General features: G+C 75.8%; 11 protein-coding genes and 1 pseudogene. 8 read left to right on the forward strand and 4 right to left on the reverse strand.

Going from position 1 to position 16,710, the window contains the following annotated elements; all coding sequences use genetic code 11:
* Positions 1-826 (reverse strand): annotated as a pseudogene (locus tag CCE01nite_RS21465) (hypothetical protein); the annotation flags it as partial.
* A gap of 111 nt (positions 827-937) precedes the next feature.
* Here CCE01nite_RS21465 and CCE01nite_RS17825 point away from each other — a divergent pair.
* The 7 genes from CCE01nite_RS17825 (at position 938) to CCE01nite_RS17855 (ending at position 12,698) form a co-directional block, all read left to right on the forward strand.
* Positions 938-1,585 (forward strand): carbonic anhydrase, encoded by a 648-nt coding sequence (locus CCE01nite_RS17825; RefSeq protein ID WP_034632556.1) that lies wholly within the window; start codon positions 938-940, stop codon positions 1,583-1,585.
* Positions 1,586-1,688: 103 nt separating this feature from the next.
* Positions 1,689-2,969: an MFS transporter gene (locus CCE01nite_RS17830; protein ID WP_141372770.1), complete on the forward strand. Its 1,281-nt coding sequence runs from the start codon at positions 1,689-1,691 to the stop codon at positions 2,967-2,969.
* A gap of 33 nt (positions 2,970-3,002) precedes the next feature.
* Positions 3,003-4,418, forward strand: coding sequence for a class II fumarate hydratase (locus tag CCE01nite_RS17835; protein ID WP_034633442.1), 1,416 nt, complete (start codon positions 3,003-3,005; stop codon positions 4,416-4,418).
* A gap of 346 nt (positions 4,419-4,764) precedes the next feature.
* Positions 4,765-8,091 carry an FtsX-like permease family protein gene (locus CCE01nite_RS17840; protein WP_034633437.1) on the forward strand — a complete coding sequence of 1,109 codons (3,327 nt, stop codon included), beginning with the start codon at positions 4,765-4,767 and terminating at the stop codon, positions 8,089-8,091.
* Positions 8,088-10,862, forward strand: coding sequence for an FtsX-like permease family protein (locus CCE01nite_RS17845; RefSeq protein WP_141372771.1), 2,775 nt, complete (start codon positions 8,088-8,090; stop codon positions 10,860-10,862). The genes CCE01nite_RS17840 and CCE01nite_RS17845 overlap by 4 nt, the downstream gene beginning before the upstream one ends.
* 97 nt (positions 10,863-10,959) lie before the next feature.
* Positions 10,960-11,967 carry an ABC transporter ATP-binding protein gene (locus tag CCE01nite_RS17850; RefSeq protein WP_034633425.1) on the forward strand — a complete coding sequence of 336 codons (1,008 nt, stop codon included), beginning with the start codon at positions 10,960-10,962 and terminating at the stop codon, positions 11,965-11,967.
* Positions 11,968-12,029: 62 nt separating this feature from the next.
* Positions 12,030-12,698, forward strand: a complete 669-nt coding sequence (locus CCE01nite_RS17855) for an ABC transporter ATP-binding protein (protein WP_174774713.1) — start codon at positions 12,030-12,032, stop codon at positions 12,696-12,698.
* 106 nt (positions 12,699-12,804) lie between these two features.
* On the opposite strand, the gene phoH2 is transcribed toward CCE01nite_RS17855, so the two are convergent.
* Both phoH2 and CCE01nite_RS17865 read right to left on the reverse strand, forming a co-directional pair.
* Positions 12,805-14,154: an RNA 5'-3' helicase PhoH2 gene (gene phoH2, locus CCE01nite_RS17860; protein ID WP_034633446.1), complete on the reverse strand. Its 1,350-nt coding sequence runs from the start codon at positions 14,152-14,154 to the stop codon at positions 12,805-12,807.
* A gap of 382 nt (positions 14,155-14,536) precedes the next feature.
* Positions 14,537-15,298, reverse strand: a complete 762-nt coding sequence (locus CCE01nite_RS17865; protein ID WP_034633417.1) for an isoprenyl transferase — start codon at positions 15,296-15,298, stop codon at positions 14,537-14,539.
* 210 nt (positions 15,299-15,508) lie between these two features.
* Here CCE01nite_RS17865 and trhA point away from each other — a divergent pair, with 210 nt between their 5' ends.
* Positions 15,509-16,177 carry a PAQR family membrane homeostasis protein TrhA gene (gene trhA, locus CCE01nite_RS17870; RefSeq protein ID WP_034633413.1) on the forward strand — a complete coding sequence of 223 codons (669 nt, stop codon included), beginning with the start codon at positions 15,509-15,511 and terminating at the stop codon, positions 16,175-16,177.
* A 110-nt stretch (positions 16,178-16,287) separates the two neighbouring features.
* Here trhA and CCE01nite_RS17875 read toward each other — a convergent pair.
* On the reverse strand, positions 16,288-16,710 hold a 423-nt coding region (locus CCE01nite_RS17875), incomplete at its 5' end, for a nitrilase-related carbon-nitrogen hydrolase (RefSeq protein ID WP_281282404.1).

A 16,710-nucleotide genomic window follows, 5' to 3' on the forward strand; every position in this document is an offset into this window, starting at 1 on the left:
GGGACAGGCTCGGCGCGAGCGCCTCGAGCGTCGCCGCGCGTGCGTCCTCGTCGCCACCGTCGCCGCCGGCCTCGTCGGCCTCGTCGGCCTCGTCGGCCTCCGTGTCCCCGCCGTCCTTGCCGTCCTCGCCGTCCCCGTCGGCCTCGCCGTCCCCGTCGGCCTCGCCGTCCCCGGCCGCCGCGTACCACTCGGCGGCTGCCCACAGGTACCACGCGCCGCCGTCGAGCTGGGTCCCGCGCCCGTCGGGCACGCCGCTCTCGTCGGGCAGGTACCGGGCCTGGAACGTGCCGTCGGGCTCCTGGACGCGCGCGAGGTGACCGAGGATCGTCGCGGCGTCCTCGGGGTGGCCCGTGCGGGCGAGCGCCACGGCGACGAAGCTCGCGTCGCGCGGCCACGAGTAGAGCCACGCCGCGGTGGGGCCGGCGAGGACCGCGCCGTTGTCGAGCGTGAGCGTGTCGAGGTCGAGCAGCGCCTGCCGCGCCATGTCCGCGTACCGCTCCGGACCGGGCACGGTGCCGGCGGCGAGCCAGTCGCGCTGGGTGTCCGCGAGCGCCTCGAGCTCCCCGTGGCGCTCGGCGGCCTCGTGGGCGCCCTCGCCCGCGGCGCTCACGACCGCGGCGGTGACGTTGCTGCCCTCGAAGCGCTCGACCTGCTCGTGCGGGCCGACCGCGATCACGGCGTCGTCGACCGACAGCAGCGCCGCCTGGGTGCGCAGCGCGGGCTCCGCGTAGGGTCGCGGTCCGCCGACCGACGACGACGCGAGGAGCAGCGTGGCGGCCGTGATCACGGCGGGCACGGCGGCGCGTCGGAGTCGGCGGGCTGGCACCCCGGAACTCTAGTACGCGCACCCCGGGGCGCCGTGGGCCCTCACCCGGCCGGCGGCGCACGGTGACCGCTCCGCGGGCGGCCCGCGCGGGTCGCGCGACGACCTGTCAGCATGTGCTCCGTGACCCCCACCATCACCCCCGCAGAGGCCTGGACGCGGCTCCAGGAGGGCAACGAGCGGTTCGTGCGCGGCGAGATGCTGCACCCGTCGCAGGGCATCGACCGGCGCAGCGAGCTGAGCGTCGCGCAGGCGCCGTTCGCGGTCGTGTTCGGCTGCTCGGACAGCCGGGTCGCCGCCGAGATCATCTTCGACCAGGGGCTCGGCGACGTGTTCGTCGTGCGCACCGCAGGGCACGTGCTCGACACGACCGTCATCGGCTCGATCGAGTACGGCGTCAACGTGCTCGGGGCGTCGCTGGTGCTGGTGCTCGGGCACGACAGCTGCGGCGCGGTCGCCGCGGCGACGACGGCGCTGACGACCGGCGAGCTGCCCGACGGGTTCGTGCGCGCGATCGTCGACCGCGTGATCCCGAGCATCGTGAACATCGCGAGCGGCCCGGACGGGCGCACCTTCGCGTCGCTGTCGGCGGCCGAGCTGGGCCACGAGCACGTGCGGCACACCGTGCAGATGCTGCAGGGCTACTCGAAGTCGCTCGCCGAGGCGGTCGAGGAGGGCCGCTGCGCGATCCTCGGCGTCGAGTACACGCTCGCCGACGGCCGCGCGCAGGCCACGGAGTCGGTCGGACCCGTCGGGGTCTGACGCCCGGCTCGCCGCCGCCGGCTCGGCGAGGTCCCGTCGTCGACGGGTCCAGGGCGCGAGAAACCGTTCGCCCCGGTCCCGGGTCGGTGCCAGGGTCGACGCCGTGCCCCGACTCCCCCAGCGCGCCGGTCCCGGCGCCTTCGCGTCGCTGCAGGTCCCCGCGTACCGCGCGTGGTTCGCGAGCCAGGTCCTCTCGGCGTCCGGCATCGTCACGCAGTCGGTCGGCGCGGCGTGGCTCGTCCTCGAGCTCACCGGACGGGCGGTCGACCTCGCGCTGCTCTCCGCCGCGACCCTCCTGCCGGTGCTGCTCGCGGGTGCCTGGGCGGGCGGGCTCGCGGACCGCGTCGACCGCCGGCGCCTGCTCGTGGTCACGCAGTGCGCGTTCGTCGGGCTCGCGCTCGTCCTGACGGCGCTGAGCGCGTCCGGCGCCGCGCAGGTGTGGTCGCTCCTGCTCGTCAACGCGCTGAGCGGCGCGGTGAACGCCGTCGACGCCCCGACGCGCCAGGTGTACGTGATGGACCTCGTCGGGCGGGAGCGGCTCGCGAGCGCGGTCAGCCTCTACGAGGTGATCCTCAACGCCTCGCGCGTCGTCGGGCCGGCGGTGGGCGGGGTGCTGCTGACGCTCTCGGGACCGACCGCGTGCTTCGCGGCGAACGCGGCGTCGTACCTCGCGCCGCTGCTCGTGCTGTGGCGCTACCCGCCGGCCACGAGCGGCCCGGCCCCCGGCACCGCACCGCGCCGGCGCGGCGCCGCGCGCGAGGGCCTGCGGTACGTGTGGTCGACGCCGGTGCTGCGCTCGTGCGTGCTCGTGGCAGGCGCGACGGGGGTGCTGTTCAACGCCTCGGTGCTGTTCCCGCTGCTCGCGACGCGCGAGCTCGGCATGGACGGCGCGGGGTACGGGGCGCTGCTCGCGTGCTTCGGGCTGGGGGCGCTGCCCGGAGCGCTCGTCGCCGCGCGGCTCGGGCAGCCCACCGGCGCGGGGGTCCGGGTGCTCGCGCTCGCGACCGGTGTGGCGATGGCGCTGACCGGGTTCTCCCCGACGGCCGGTGTCGCCTTCGCCGCGATGGCCGTCACCGGGTTCGTATCGATCTGGTGCATCACCGCCGCGAACACGCTCGTGCAGCTGCGCGCGGCTCCCGAGCTGCGCGGCCGGACGCTCGGGGTGTGGACCATGGCGCTGCCGGGCCTCAACCCCGTCACCGGGATCGCGGCCGCGACGCTCGCCGACCACGCCGGGGCCCGGGCCGGCTTCGCGGCGGGCGGCGCGGCGATCGCGGTCGCGGCGCTCGCCGGGTGGCGCGCGCTCGGGCGGGACCGGGCGCCTGAGCCCGCGCCGGGGCCGGGGCCCGACGCCGTGGCGCAGGCCACGCCCGCGACGCGCTGACGCCCCCCGGGGCCCGATGAGAGGATGCGGGGCATGAGCAGCGACGTCGCTTCCGGGTCCGGTTTCCGCATCGAGCACGACACGATGGGTGAGGTGCGTGTCCCGGCGGACGCGCTGTACCGCGCGCAGACGCAGCGCGCGGTCGAGAACTTCCCGATCTCGGGGACGCGGCTCGAGCGCAGCCACATCGAGGCCCTGGCCCGCATCAAGAAGGCCGCGGCGCGTGCGAACGCCGAGCTCGGCGTCCTCGAGCAGGACGTGGCCGACGCGATCGTCGCCGCGGCCGACGAGGTCGCTTCCGGCGCACACGACGCCCACTTCCCCGTCGACGTGTTCCAGACCGGGTCCGGCACGTCGTCGAACATGAACACCAACGAGGTCGTCGCGACGCTCGCCAGCACGCGGCTCGGGCGCCCGGTGCACCCCAACGACCACGTCAACGCGTCGCAGTCGTCCAACGACGTGTTCCCGACGTCGGTGCACGTCGCCGCGACGGCGGGCGTCGTCGGCACGCTCGTCCCGGCGCTCGCGCACCTCGCGGAGGCGCTCGAGGCCAAGGCCACGCAGTTCGCGGGCGTCGTGAAGTCGGGGCGCACGCACCTCATGGACGCGACGCCCGTCACGCTCGGCCAGGAGTTCGGCGGGTACGCCGCCGCGGTCCGCTACGGCATCGAGCGCCTCGAGGCGGCGCTCCCCCGGGCCGCCGAGGTCCCGCTCGGCGGCACCGCGGTCGGCACCGGCATCAACACCCCGGCCGGGTTCCCGCAGCGGGTCATCGCGCTGCTCGTCGAGGACACCGGGCTGCCGCTGACCGAGGCGCGCGACCACTTCGAGGCGCAGAGCGCGCGTGACGGGCTCGTCGAGCTCTCGGGCGCGCTGCGCACGATCGCGGTGAGCCTGACGAAGATCTGCAACGACCTGCGCTGGATGGGCTCGGGCCCCAACACCGGCCTCGGCGAGATCGCGATCCCCGACCTGCAGCCCGGGTCGTCGATCATGCCCGGCAAGGTCAACCCGGTCATCCCGGAGGCGGTGCTCATGGTCGCCGCGCGCGTCATCGGCAACGACGCCACGGTCGCGTGGGCCGGCGCGAGCGGCGCGTTCGAGCTCAACGTGCAGATCCCCGTGATCGCGCTCGGGGTGCTCGAGTCGATCCGGCTGCTCGCGAACGCCTCGACGGTGCTCGCGGACCGCACGGTGGCGGGCATCGAGGCCAACGAGGAGCGGGCGCGCGCGTTCGCGGAGTCCTCGCCGTCGATCGTGACGCCGCTCAACCGGGTCATCGGGTACGAGGCGGCGGCGAAGATCGCGAAGCACTCGGTGAAGAAGGGGCTGACGGTCCGCGAGGCGGTCGTCGACCTGGGCTACGTCGAGCGCGGCGAGGTCACCGAGGAGCAGCTCGACCAGGCCCTCGACGTGCTGAGCATGACCCGGCCGCCGCAGGCCTGACGCCGTCGGGAGGCCGGCCGGGAACGACTCCGGGACGGCTCCGGGACCACGCAGGACGACGCCCGGTCCGGCGCGCACGCGCGTGCCGGACCGGGCGTCGTGCGTCCGCGGTCGAGGACGCGCCGACCCTCCGCGACACCCCTCCGCGGTCCGTTCCGGAAAAGGTTGAGTCCCGCTCGTCACGGTTCCGTCGCGATCCGAGTGCCCAGGTCACGGCCCCGTAACGATCGTCACACCATTGCGTGCAACCGCTCCCACACGGTCCCGGAGCCGCACTACGTTCGACGGACCGCGCAGCACCCTGCGGGGTGTGCGGGGGGGACGACGACGAGGTCGAGGGGGAACTGTGGGCTGGACGATGCGGCTGCTCGCGCACCGGGCGCTGACGCAGGCGTCGCTGCTGGTGACGGTGCTCGCCGTCGCCGTGCTGGGCTCCGGCCTGCTCGGGACGTTCGGGCTGCTGCTCACCGAGAGCGAGGCGCGGTCGCTGCAGACGGCGCTCAGCCGCGAGCCCGCCACCGCGACCGACGTGGACGTCGAGGTCACGCCCGGCGTGAAGGCGCCCCTGCAGTCGATCGAGGCCGCCGAGGGCGTGCTCGCGACCGTCACCGAGGACGTGCCGACCACCTACGACCGCTGGCTGACGTCGGTGCCCTACCGGATCCCCGCCGGTGACCTGAACCCGGTGCCGCTCGGCTACGTCGCCGCCCAGCCCGCGATGGAGGACCGGTCGAGGCTGGTCGCCGGCCGGTGGCCCGCGGCGGCCGCGGACGGCGACGGGCGGATCGAGCTCGCGGTCCCGGTGACCGCCGCGGACACCTTCGGGTGGACCCCCGGCAGCGCCGTCCCGCTCACGAGCTCGGCGTCGCGCGACGTCGTCGACACCGTCGTCGTGGGCGTGTACGAGCGCACGGGTCCGCTCGCGCTGTGGGAACGCGACCTGCTCGACGGCGCGCTCGTCGACCGGAACTTCCCCGTCCCGGGGTCGTTCGGCTTCGTGAAGACGACCGCCTACGGCCCGTTCGTCGCCGCGCCCGAGGTCCTCACCGACCAGGTCGTCGAGACGCAGTCGGCGCGCCTGGTCGCCCACCCCCGGCTCGGGGAGGCGACCCCGGCGACGCTCGCGGAGATCCCGCAGCGCGTCGAGGACGCCCGCCCCGCCCTGATCGCCGCGCTCTCCGACGTCGCGCTCGGCGGCTACGTCGTGACCGAGCTCGCGACGACCGTCGACGGCGCGCGCACGCAGCTCGCGGTCACCCGCGTCGGTCTCGCGGTGCTCGGCCTCATGCTCGCGGTGCTGGCGGTGACCGTGCTGCTCATCGCCGCCCGGCTGCTCGCGGAGCGACGCGCCGCCGAGCGCACGCTCCTGACGTCCCGCGGCGCGTCGGCGGGCCAGCTCGTGCGCTTCGCCGGGCTCGAGGCGCTCGCCATCGCGGCGCTCACCGCGGCGCTCGCGCCATTCGTCGCGCGGGCGCTGTACCGCACGGTGGTCGCCCAGCCCGTGCTCGCGGCGGCCGGGCTGGACCACGACCCCGGGCTGCCTCCGCACCTGCTCGTCACGTGCGCCGCGGCCGCCGCCCTCTTCGCCGCCGTGCTGCTCGCCCCGCTCCTGCGCCGCGCGACGAGCGTGGTCGACGACGAGCAGCAGCTCGTGCGTCAGGAGGGCCGCGGCTCGTTCGCGCGCTCGGGCCTCGACCTCGCGCTCGTCGCGCTCGCCGGCGTCGCGTTCTGGCAGCTGCGCGTGTACCGGTCGCCGGTCGTCGAGGGCGGGGGGATCGACCCCGTGCTCGTCGCCGGACCGGCGCTGTTCCTGCTGGCCGGCGGTGCCCTCACGCTCCGCGTGGCCCCGCTGGTGGCGCGCGGCGTCGAGCGGCTCGCGCGACGCAGCCGCTCCCTCGTCCTGCCGCTCGCCGCGTGGGAGGTCTCCCGCCGGCCGGCACGTGCCTCGGGCGCCGTCCTGCTGCTGACGCTCGCGGTCGCCGTGAGCTCGTTCTCGCAGTCCTTCCTCGCGACCTGGCGGGTGTCGCAGGCCGACCAGGCCGAGCTGCGGGTCGGCACCGACGTGCGCGTCGACGGGCTCGCCGGGACGCCGTTCGACCAGTCCGTGACCGTCGGCGCGCTGCCCGGAACGACGGCGGTCAGCCCGGTGACGTCCCGGTCCGTGAAGATCGGGCGGCCCGTGACCGACAGCCAGCTCCCGTCCACCAACAAGAGCATCGACCTGCTCGCCGTCGACACCGTGGGCGGCTCCGCGGTGCTGCGCGGGCGGTCGGCGCACCCCGGGGGGTGGCCCGGCGAGGTCGAGCGGCTCGCACCCGGGGACGCGGTCCGGGGACCGGTGCTGCCCGGCACGCCCGAGCAGGTCGACCTCACGCTCGCCGCGTCCGTGGCGCCCGCGCTGCCCGGCACCCAGGTGCTCGTCACCGTGACGCTGCAGGACGCGCACGGCGCGCGCGTGTCCTACGAGCTCGACCCGTTCCCGGCGGACGGCACCCCCGCGCAGCAGACCGTGACCGTCGCGGCGGCCGGCGCTCGCCTCGCGACCCCGCTGAGGGTCGTGTCCCTCGTCGGTCAGGTCTACCTGCCCGCGGAGGCGGTCGTCGCGCTGGGCGGCTCCCTGCCCGTCGCCCCGCCCAACGGCTCCTCGCCGCTGGTCTTCTGGGACCTCGAGGTCGCCGACCTGCGCGCGCGCACCGGTGGCATCGTCTCGGAGCCCGTCGCGTTCGTCGCCGACGAGTGGTCCGGACGATCGCTGCCCAACTCCTGGGGCATCGTGACGCCGGTCGACCTCACGGCGGGGGACGCCGGTGCGCTGAGCGTGACCGGGACCCTCCCGCTCGACGACATGATCGAGGGCGGCCGCGGCTTCTCCGTCACGGCGTTCGAGGCCCCGGAGCACGTCCCGGTGATCGCGTCCGACGAGATGCTCGACCTCCTCGAGTCCGAGGTCGGCAACGAGGCGCTGCTCGCGTTCGGGGCCGTCACCGTGCCGGTGCGCCTGGTCGCGGCGGTCCCGCACCTGCCCGGCAGCCCGGCGCGCCCGGCCGCGCTCGCGGACCACGACACCCTGTGGCGCGCGCTCGCCGGCATCGGGCTGACGGACCCGTTGATCGACGAGTGGTGGGCGGCGGTGCCCGACGACGGACTGGCTCCGGCCCTCGCGGCCGTGCGCGACCGGGACGACGGGACGATCGAGAGCCGGGTCGAGGTCCGCGACCTGCTCACCGACGGCCCGCTGCGGGTCGGCATGCAGGCCGCGCTCTGGATCGTGACCATCGCCGCGGTCGCGCTCGCGATCGCCGGCTTCCTGATGAGCGCGACCGTCTCGGTGCGGCTGCGCCGGCTCGAGCTCGCGCGGCTCCAGGCGCTCGGGGCCTCGCGCGGTGGCCTCGTCCGGGCGGTCCTCGCCGAGCACGGGCTGCTCGCTCTCCTCGGCAGCGCGGCCGGGCTCCTGCTCGGTCTGCTGCTCGGTCACCTGGTGGCCCCGCTGCTCACGGTCGCCGCCGACGGCCGTCGTCCCGTCCCCCCGGTCCTCGTGCAGTGGCCGTGGGCCGACGAGGCCGCGCTCCTCCTGTCCCTGCTCGCCGCCATCGCCATCACCGTCGGGGTGACCACCATGACCCTCCTGCGCCGTGCGTCCGCCGAGCTCCTCCGGCTCGGGGACGACCGATGAGGGCGCCGCGCGTGCTGCCCCTCGTGGCCGGCTCGCCGCTGCTCGCGTGGCGTCGCGCGGTGGCCGACCGCGGGCTCGTCGCCGTGTGCCTCGCGCTCGTCGCCGTGACCGCGTTCCTCGCGCTCGCCGGCCCCCGCTACCTCGTGGAGTCCGCCGACCGCGGCGTGCGCCAGGCCGTGACCGAGGCGGGCAGCCGCAGCGACGTGCTCGCCGAGCTGCCGCCCGCGATGGGCACGGTGCGGGAGACCGTGCGAGACCCGCGGCTGGCCGACAAGCTCGAGTCCGCCGCGAACGACCTGCGCGCGGTGCTGCCCGACGAGCTGCGGGCCGCGGTGCAGGAGCCCGTGCTCTCGTTCCACAGCATGGACCTGAAGCTGGCCGCCCCGCCCGAGACAGGCCTGTGGGCGCTGCGCCTGGGGTGGGTGTGGAGCGAGCGCTCCGCCGGGGTCCGCTGGGTCGAGGGCGCCGAGCCCGGCGCCTCGCCGGACGTGCGCGCCGAGTACGCCGCCGAGCGCGAGGCCGCGGGCTACGACACGCCCGTGGAGCTCCGCCCGCAGCGCGTCGAGGTCGGGGTCACGCGCGCCACGGCCGAGGTGCTCGGCGTGTCCGTCGGGTCCGAGATCGGCCTCGCGGGTGCGCTGCGCGACGAGGCCGTGGCGGTCGTGACGGGCATCTTCGAGCCGGTCGACGCGGCCGAGGACACCTGGGCCGGCGCCCCGGAGCTCCTCGAACCCGTCGTCCGGCAGGCCAAGCGCGGCGACCACACGATCGCGGGCCTCTTCCTGTCCCGCGAGTCGGTCCCGGACGCCCGTTCGGCGCTGCCGGCCTCGGGCCACCGCACGGTCGTCCGGCTCGCCGTCGACGTCCCGGCGCTCACCGCGGCCCGGGCGGGCGCGGTCGCGGACGACGTCGCGTCGATCACGGCGAACCCGGACCAGCTGGCCCTCTCGGGCGGGCGCACCCTGGCCGTGTCGACCGAGCTCGACGAGGTGCTCGGCGAGTTCGCGACACGGCTGCGCGGCGTGACCGCCCAGGCGTCGCTGCTCCTCGTCGGCATCGTCACCGTCGCCGGCCTCGCCCTCGTGCTCGCGGCGCGCCTGCTCGTGACCCGGCGCCGCACGCTGCTCGAGGCCGAGCGGGCCCGCGGCGCGTCGGTCGCGTCGGTGGCGCTGCGCCTCCTGCTCGAGTCGGTGCCGGTCACGCTCCTCGGCCTGGTCCTCGGCCTGGTCGCCGCGCTGCTCGCGACGCCCGGCCCCACAGCCGTCGTGTGGGCCCCCGCGATCGCCGTCGCGGTCGTGGCGGTCCTCGCGACGCCCGTCCTGGGGGCCGCGCTCGTGGCCCGCGCCTGGACCGGGCGCCAGCTGCCCGCGAACCGCCAGGACCGCGAGCGCGTCCTCGGCCGGCGGCGCGCGCAGCGCAGGACGGCCGAGGTCACGGTCGTGGTGCTCGCGGCCGGCGCGGCGTCGGCGGTGCGCGGACGCGGGCTGCTGCAGACGCAGACGTCCGGCGTGGACCTGCTGCTCGCCGCGACCCCGGCGCTCCTCGCGGCGGGCGCGACGATCCTCGTCCTGCGGGCGTTCCCGGTCGTGCTCGGTGCCGTCGGTCGGCTGGCGGCACGGCGCAGGGGGCTCGTGGGCGTCGTGGCGGCAGCTCGCGCGGCGCAGGCCGCCGGGCTCGGCGTCCCGCTGCTCTCGCTCACCGTCGCGCTCGCGCTGGTCGTGTTCGCGGGCCTCACCGGGGCGACCGTCGGCGTCGGGCAGGAGCGGGCGTCGATCGAGCAGGTCGGGGCGGACGTCCTCGTCGAGGGCGGGGTGACGCGCGAGCTCGCGGACGAGGTGCTCCGGCAGGACGGCGTGGACTCCGCCGCGCTGGGCACGGCGATCGGCGCGCGCCGGCTCAACGGCGACGGCGGCGAGGTCGTCACGCTCGTCCTGCTCGAGGCGGCGGAGTACGAGCGGATCCGCACGGCCGTGGACCCGCGGTACGGCGGCGAGCTGGACGGGCTCGACGGGGCCGGGCCCGACGGTCCGCGCGCGCTCGTCAGCCCGTCGCTGCGTGCCGAGACCGACGTCGCCGGGGCCCGGGTCTACGACGGCGAGCAGCGCGTGGTGCTCGACGTCGTGGGGGACACGACGATGGCGTTCGGGACGGAGCCGGTGGTCGTGGCGGACCTCGGCACCTACACCGCGGCGACCGAGGTCCCGCTCGAGCAGGACATGCTGTGGGTCTCCGGACCGGGCGCTCCCGCCGCCGTCGAGCGCGCGATCGCCGAGGTCGAGGCCGTCGACCTCGACGTCACCGTGCGCGCCGACCGGCTCGCCGCGGAGCGGTCCTCCGCGCTCGTCCGCGCGCTGCAGCAGCTGCTGCTCCTCACGAGCCTCGTGCTCGCGCTGTTCGCGGCCGTGACGCTCGTCCTCACCGTCGTGGCGACCGCCCCCGAGCGCGGGCGCACGCTCTCGGCGCTGCGCACCCTCGGGCTCGACCCGCGCGGCGCACGGCTCGTCACGCTCGGCGAGCTCAGCCCGCTCGTCGTCGCGGCGGTGCTCGCCGGCGTGCTCATCGGGGTCGCGGTGCCCGTCGTGCTGACGAGCGCGCTCGGGCTGCGTCGGGTCACCGGCGAGCTCGGCACGACCGAGCTCGTGGTCACGCCGCTGCCCTTCGCCCTCGCGGTCGGTGTCGCGGTGCTCGCGCTCCTCGTCAGCGTCGTCGCCGAGGCCGCGGTGCGGCGGCGCGACCGGCTCGGCGACGTGCTGCGGGTCGGTGACCGGTGAGCGGCGCGCGCGCCGACCGGGCGCTCCCCCACCGCCACGGGCCGCCCGGCGGCCCCGCCCCGACACCCGTCCCGCCCACCGTCCGAGGAGCAGCCCGGTGACCACGACGCAGACCCCGCAACAGTCGCTCGCGACCCTCGAGGACCGGGCCCGCGCGCGCCCCGGCGCGTACGGCGAGCACGCGCTCATCGCGTGCGACAACCTCGTCCGGATCTACCAGTCCGAGGGCATCGAGGTGCAGGCCCTGCAGGGCCTCGACCTGCTCGTGGACCCCGGCGAGGAGATCGCGATCGTCGGGGCGTCGGGCTCCGGGAAGTCGACGCTCCTGTCCGTCCTGTCCGGGCTCGACGTGCCGACCGCCGGGCGCGTGCGCGTCGGACCGTGGGACCTCATGGGCATGTCGGCGCGCGAGCGCGTCGAGTACCGGCGGAGCATGGTCGGCTTCGTCTGGCAGCAGACGGGGCGCAACCTCGTGCCGTACCTGTCGGCGACCGAGAACGTGGCGCTCCCCCAGGCCCTCGCCGGCGTCCGGTCGGCCGCCCGGCGGCAGCGCGCGGTCGAGCTCCTCGATGCGCTCGGCGTCGGCTACTGCGCGGACCGGCGCCCCGGCCAGCTCTCGGGCGGCGAGCAGCAGCGCGTGGCGATCGGGGTCGCGCTCGCGAACTCCCCGCAGGTGCTGTTCGCCGACGAGCCGACGGGCGAGCTCGACAGCGCGACCTCGGTCGAGGTCTTCGACACCCTGCGCGCGGCGAACCGGGAGCTCGGGGTCACGGTCGTGATCGTCACGCACGACTCGAGCGTGAGCGAGCACGTCCAGCGCACCGTCGAGATCCGCGACGGCCGGACGTCCTCGGAGGTGCTGCGGCGGACGCACACCGACGAGCACGGCGCCGAGCAGGTCGTCGCCGAGGAGTACGCGGTGCTCGACCGCGCCGGACGCGTCCAGCTGCCGGCGGACTACCGCGAGGCGCTCGAGCTCTCGGGCCGCGTCCGGCTCGCGCTCGAGACCCGGCACGTCGAGGTGTGGCCCGACCGGCCGCGCCCCGGGCGGCACAGCAGCACGCCGGCCGACGGCACCCCGCAGAACCGCCAGGAGGAGTCATGACCGGCACGCCCGTCACACGGACCGCACCGGGGTCCGCCGCGCTCGGGGGCGCCGTCGCCCCGATGGTCGTCGTCGAGCACGTCAGCCGCACGTACGGCTCGGGCGCTGCCGCGGTGCACGCGACCCGCGACGTGTCGTTCACCGTGCAGCCGGGCGAGCTCGTCGCGCTCGTGGGCCGCTCCGGCTCGGGCAAGACGACGCTGCTCAACATCATCGGCGGCCTCGACCGGCCCGACGAGGGCCGCGTCGTCGTCGACGGCCGCGAGGTGTCGAGCCTCGACGAGCGCGGCCTCGTCGAGCTGCGGCGCGACGTCGTGTCGTTCGTGTTCCAGACGTTCGGGCTCGTGCCGGTGCTGTCCGCGGCCGAGAACGTGGGCGTCCCGCTGCGCCTGCGCGCGGTCCCGACGGCCGTCCGCGAGGCGCGCGTCGAGCTGCTGCTCGACCTCGTCGGGCTCGGCGCCCACACGCGGCAGCGGCCGGGCGAGCTCTCGGGCGGTCAGCAGCAGCGCGTGGGCCTCGCGCGGGCGCTCGCGAACTCCCCGCGGCTGCTCATCGCCGACGAGCCGACCGGCCAGCTCGACACCGAGACCGGCCTGGCGATCATGGCGCTGCTGCGGGCGGTCGTGCAGGCGGAGGGCATGACGGCGATCGTCTCGACGCACGACCCGCTGATGATCCAGCTCGCGGACCGCGTGGTGCGGCTCGCGGACGGGCGGCTCGTCGAGGGCTGACGGGTCGGACGGACCCACCCGCAGGCCCTGCGGCAGGACCGTCCGCGGTCGCAGGGGTGCGGTCCCGGTGCAGGGGACCGGGGCCGCACCCCTGTGGTCGCGGACGTCAGATCTCGATGCCCTCGAACAGCTCGGTCACGAGCGCCGCGACGGGCGAGCGCTCGGAGCGCGTCAGCGTCACGTGCCCGAACAGCGGGTGGCCCTTGAGCGCCTCGATGACCGCGGCGATGCCGTCGTGCCGCCCGACGCGCAGGTTGTCACGCTGCGCGACGTCGTGCGTGAGGACGACGCGCGAGCTCTGCCCGATGCGCGAGAGCACCGTGAGCAGCACGTTCCGCTCGAGCGACTGGGCCTCGTCGACGATCACAAACGCGTCGTGCAGCGAGCGGCCCCGGATGTGCGTGAGCGGCAGCACCTCGAGCAGGTCGCGGTCGAGGACCTCCTCGACGACCTCCTTGCTGACGACCGCGCTCAGCGTGTCGAAGACCGCCTGCGCCCAGGGGTTCATCTTCTCGGACTCTCCCCCGGGCAGGTAACCGAGGTCCTGGCCGCCGACCGCGTACAGCGGGCGGAACACCATGACCTTGCGGTGCTGGCGGCGCTCCAGGACCGCCTCGAGCCCGGCGCACAGCGCGAGCGCCGACTTGCCCGTCCCGGCGCGCCCGCCGAGCGAGACGATCCCGATCTCCTCGTCGAGCAGCAGGTCGATCGCGACGCGCTGCTCGGCGCTGCGCCCGTGCAGGCCGAAGACGTCCTGGTCGCCGCGCACGAGCTGGACGTGCTTGTCCGCGGTCACCCGCCCGAGCGCCGACCCCCGCGGGCTGTGCAGGACGAGCCCGGTGTGGCACGGCAGGTCGCGGGCCGCCGCACCGCGTGCGCTCGTCGCCGCCGCCTCGACGCCGCCCGCCTCGAGGTCCTGGTCGAGGTCGGCGAGCGCGAACGACTCGTGCTCCCACAGCCGCGCCATCTGCTGCTCGGAGATGTCGAGCGTGTCCATCCCGGTCCAGCCGGAGTCGACCGCGAGCTCCGCGCGGTACTCCTCGGCGCGCAGCCCCACCGCGGACGCCTTGACGCGCATCGGCAGGTCCTTCGAGACCACCGTGACGTCCTTGCCCTCGGCCGCGAGGTTCGCCGCGACGGCGAGGATCCGCGTGTCGTTGTCGCCGAGCCGGAACCCGGCGGGCAGCACGCTCACGTCCGCGTGGTTGAGCTCGACCCGCAGCGTCCCGCCCGCCGGCCCGAGCGGGATGGGGTGGTCGAGCCCGCCGTGCGCGACGCGCAGGTCGTCGAGGAGCCGGAGCGCCGACCGGGCGAAGTACCCGAGCTCGGCGTGGTGCCGCTTCGCCTCGAGCTCCGTGATGACGACGATCGGGAGGACGACGTCGTGCTCCGCGAAGCGGTAGACGGCCTTGGGGTCGGAGAGCAGGACCGACGTGTCGAGGACGTGCGTCCGCAGGCCCTCGTCCGGCGCGTCCGTCCCCGCCGCGGCGGTGCTCGCGGCGACGGTCGCGCTCGTGCGGGGTCCCAGATCGTTGTTGCCCACGGCAGGCTCCCTCCGGCGCCTCAGCGCCGCATCGGGCACCTCGTGCCGGACCGCGTGAGCGGTGTGCGCCGGCAGTCGGCGACGAGACGAGGTCGGCCTGCCCCGCAGGGCCAGGACCGGCCCTCCTCCCGGAGCGGTTGCTCCATGGGCTGGCCTCCCGAGGACGGCGGGTGCCGTCCGGTGAGCCCGACGCTACGCCCGGGCTCCGACACGCGGCACGCAGGCGCGCGTGTCTGCGGACTTCTTCATCCGATGGATACCGCGCCGACACACGGGCGTCGCCCGCGCCCGGTGCTCAGCGCCCGAGGCGGCGCTCGCGCGCGGCGTACGAGCGCACCGCGCGCAGGAAGTCCACGCGCCGGAAGTCCGGCCAGTACGCCTCGCAGAAGTAGAACTCCGAGTGCGCGCTCTGCCACAGCAGGAACCCGCCGAGCCGCTGCTCGCCCGAGGTGCGGATCACGAGGTCGGGGTCGGGCTGGCCGCGCGTGTAGAGGTGCTCGGCGATGTGCTCGACGTCGAACTGCTCGGCGAGCTCGTCGAGGCTCGCACCCCGCTCGGCGTGCGTGCGCAGGAACGAGCGGACCGCGTCGGCGATCTCCCGCCGGCCGCCGTAGCCGATCGCGACGTTGACGTGCAGGCCCTCGACGTCGCGGGTGCGCTCCTGCGCGGCGCACAGCGCGTCGGCGGTCGCGCGCGGGAGCAGGTCGAGGGAGCCGACGACCTGGACGCGCCAGCGCCCGCTCGCGGCGAGCTCGTCGACCGCGTCCTCGATGATCCGCAGCAGCGCGTCGAGCTCCTCGGCCGAGCGGGTGAGGTTGTCGGTCGAGAGCATCCACAGCGTGACGACCTCGACGCCGATGTCCTCGCTCCAGCCGAGCAGGTCCGCGATCTTGTCGGCGCCGCGCTGGTGGCCCGTCGCGGCCGACTCGCCGAGGTTGCGCGCCCAACGCCGGTTCCCGTCGAGGATCACCCCGACGTGCCGCGGCATCTGCGCGGGGTCGAGCGAGGCCGCGATCCGGCGCTCGTAGAGCCCGTACAGCAGATGGGGCAGGCGCACGCTCGAACTCCTCGTCAGCGGGCTGGGGACGGTCCGCGCTCACGCTACTCGCCCGGGCTGCCTGCGACGGACGGTACGTCCGGATCCTGGCGGCCGGTGAGGACGTAGGACCTACGCTGACGTAACCTACGGAGACGTAAGTTGTGCTCGGCGACCGCCACCCGAGCCGTGCGCACGACGAGGAGGACGCCTGTGGACATCCCGCGCTCTGTGGAGAACGCAGCCGAGCACGTGGCAGCTGCGGTCAAGCCGCGGCTGCGGGGCTGGATCCACGCGGGCATGTTCCCCGTGGCGCTGATCGGCGGGGTCCTGCTGGTCGTCGCCGCACCCCCCGGGACGCCGCGCACCGCCGTGGCCGTCTTCGGGGTCACGTCGATCCTGCTGTTCGGCACGAGCGGGGTCTACCACCGCGGCACCTGGTCCCCACGCGTCGCCGGCGTGCTGCGCCGGCTCGACCACTCGAACATCTACCTCATCATCGCGGGCACCTACACGCCGCTCGCGGTGCTGCTGCTGAGCCCCCGGGACGCGACGGTCCTGCTCTGGATCGTCTGGACCGGGGCGTTCGCGGGTCTGCTCATGCGCGTCCTGTGGCTCGACGCCCCGCGGTGGCTCTACACCCCGCTGTACGTGCTGCTCGGGTGCGCGGCGCTCGGCTACCTCCCGCAGTTCGCGCGCGCCGAGGCCGGCGGGGCCGCGATCGTCGCGCTCATCGTCGGCTGCGGGGTCGCGTACATCCTGGGCGCGGTCGTCTACGCGACGAAGCGGCCGAACCCGAGCCCGCAGTGGTTCGGCTTCCACGAGATCTTCCACGTGCTCACCGTGATCGGCTGGGCGTGCACGTTCGCGGCCGTCGCGGTCGCCATCGCGCGCACCTGACGCGGCCGTCGCGGTCGTCGTCGCGGCGCACCTGACGCGGCCGTCGCGGTCGCCGTCGCGCGCACCTGCGAGCGACGGGCACGGAGGTCCGCAGGTCCCGGCCCGCCGGGTCAGCCCCGCGGCACGACCGCGTAGCGCCGGTTCGCGAGCGACGGGTTGCGCGCCCGCACCGCCGCGAGGCCCGCGCCGTCGACGTCGACGGTCCGCACGTCGGGCCGCTCGTCGAGCTCGAGCCCGACGACCCCGTCCGGCCCCACGACGAGCGAGCGGCCCACGACCCCGGGGCCCGCCTGCCCGACGCCGAGCACGACGGCGGTGTTCTCGATCGCCCGGGCGACCGCGAGCGCCCGCCAGTGCATCGCCTTGAGCTCCCCCGACGCCCACGCGGCCGGGACGACGAGCACGTCGGCGCCCGCGTCGACCACGCGCCTCGCCGACTCCGGGAAGCGCAGGTCGTAGCACGTCAGCACGCCGAAGCGCAGGCCGCCGACGTCGAGCACGAGCGGCGGGGCGTCGGGCGGCCCGGGCTCGAG

The organism is Cellulomonas cellasea, from assembly GCF_006538745.1.
GTDB classification, from domain to species: domain Bacteria; phylum Actinomycetota; class Actinomycetes; order Actinomycetales; family Cellulomonadaceae; genus Cellulomonas_A; species Cellulomonas_A cellasea.

Bases quoted from the DNA above. Each gene is read 5' to 3' on its own strand.
- CCE01nite_RS17825 (WP_034632556.1), top strand. From the start codon at position 938: ATGTGCTCCGTGACCCCCACCATCACCCCCGCAGAGGCCTGGACGCGG.
- CCE01nite_RS17835 (WP_034633442.1), top strand. From the start codon at position 3,003: ATGAGCAGCGACGTCGCTTCCGGGTCCGGTTTCCGCATCGAGCACGAC.
- CCE01nite_RS17845 (WP_141372771.1), top strand. From the start codon at position 8,088: ATGAGGGCGCCGCGCGTGCTGCCCCTCGTGGCCGGCTCGCCGCTGCTC.
- CCE01nite_RS17855 (WP_174774713.1), top strand. From the start codon at position 12,030: ATGGTCGTCGTCGAGCACGTCAGCCGCACGTACGGCTCGGGCGCTGCC.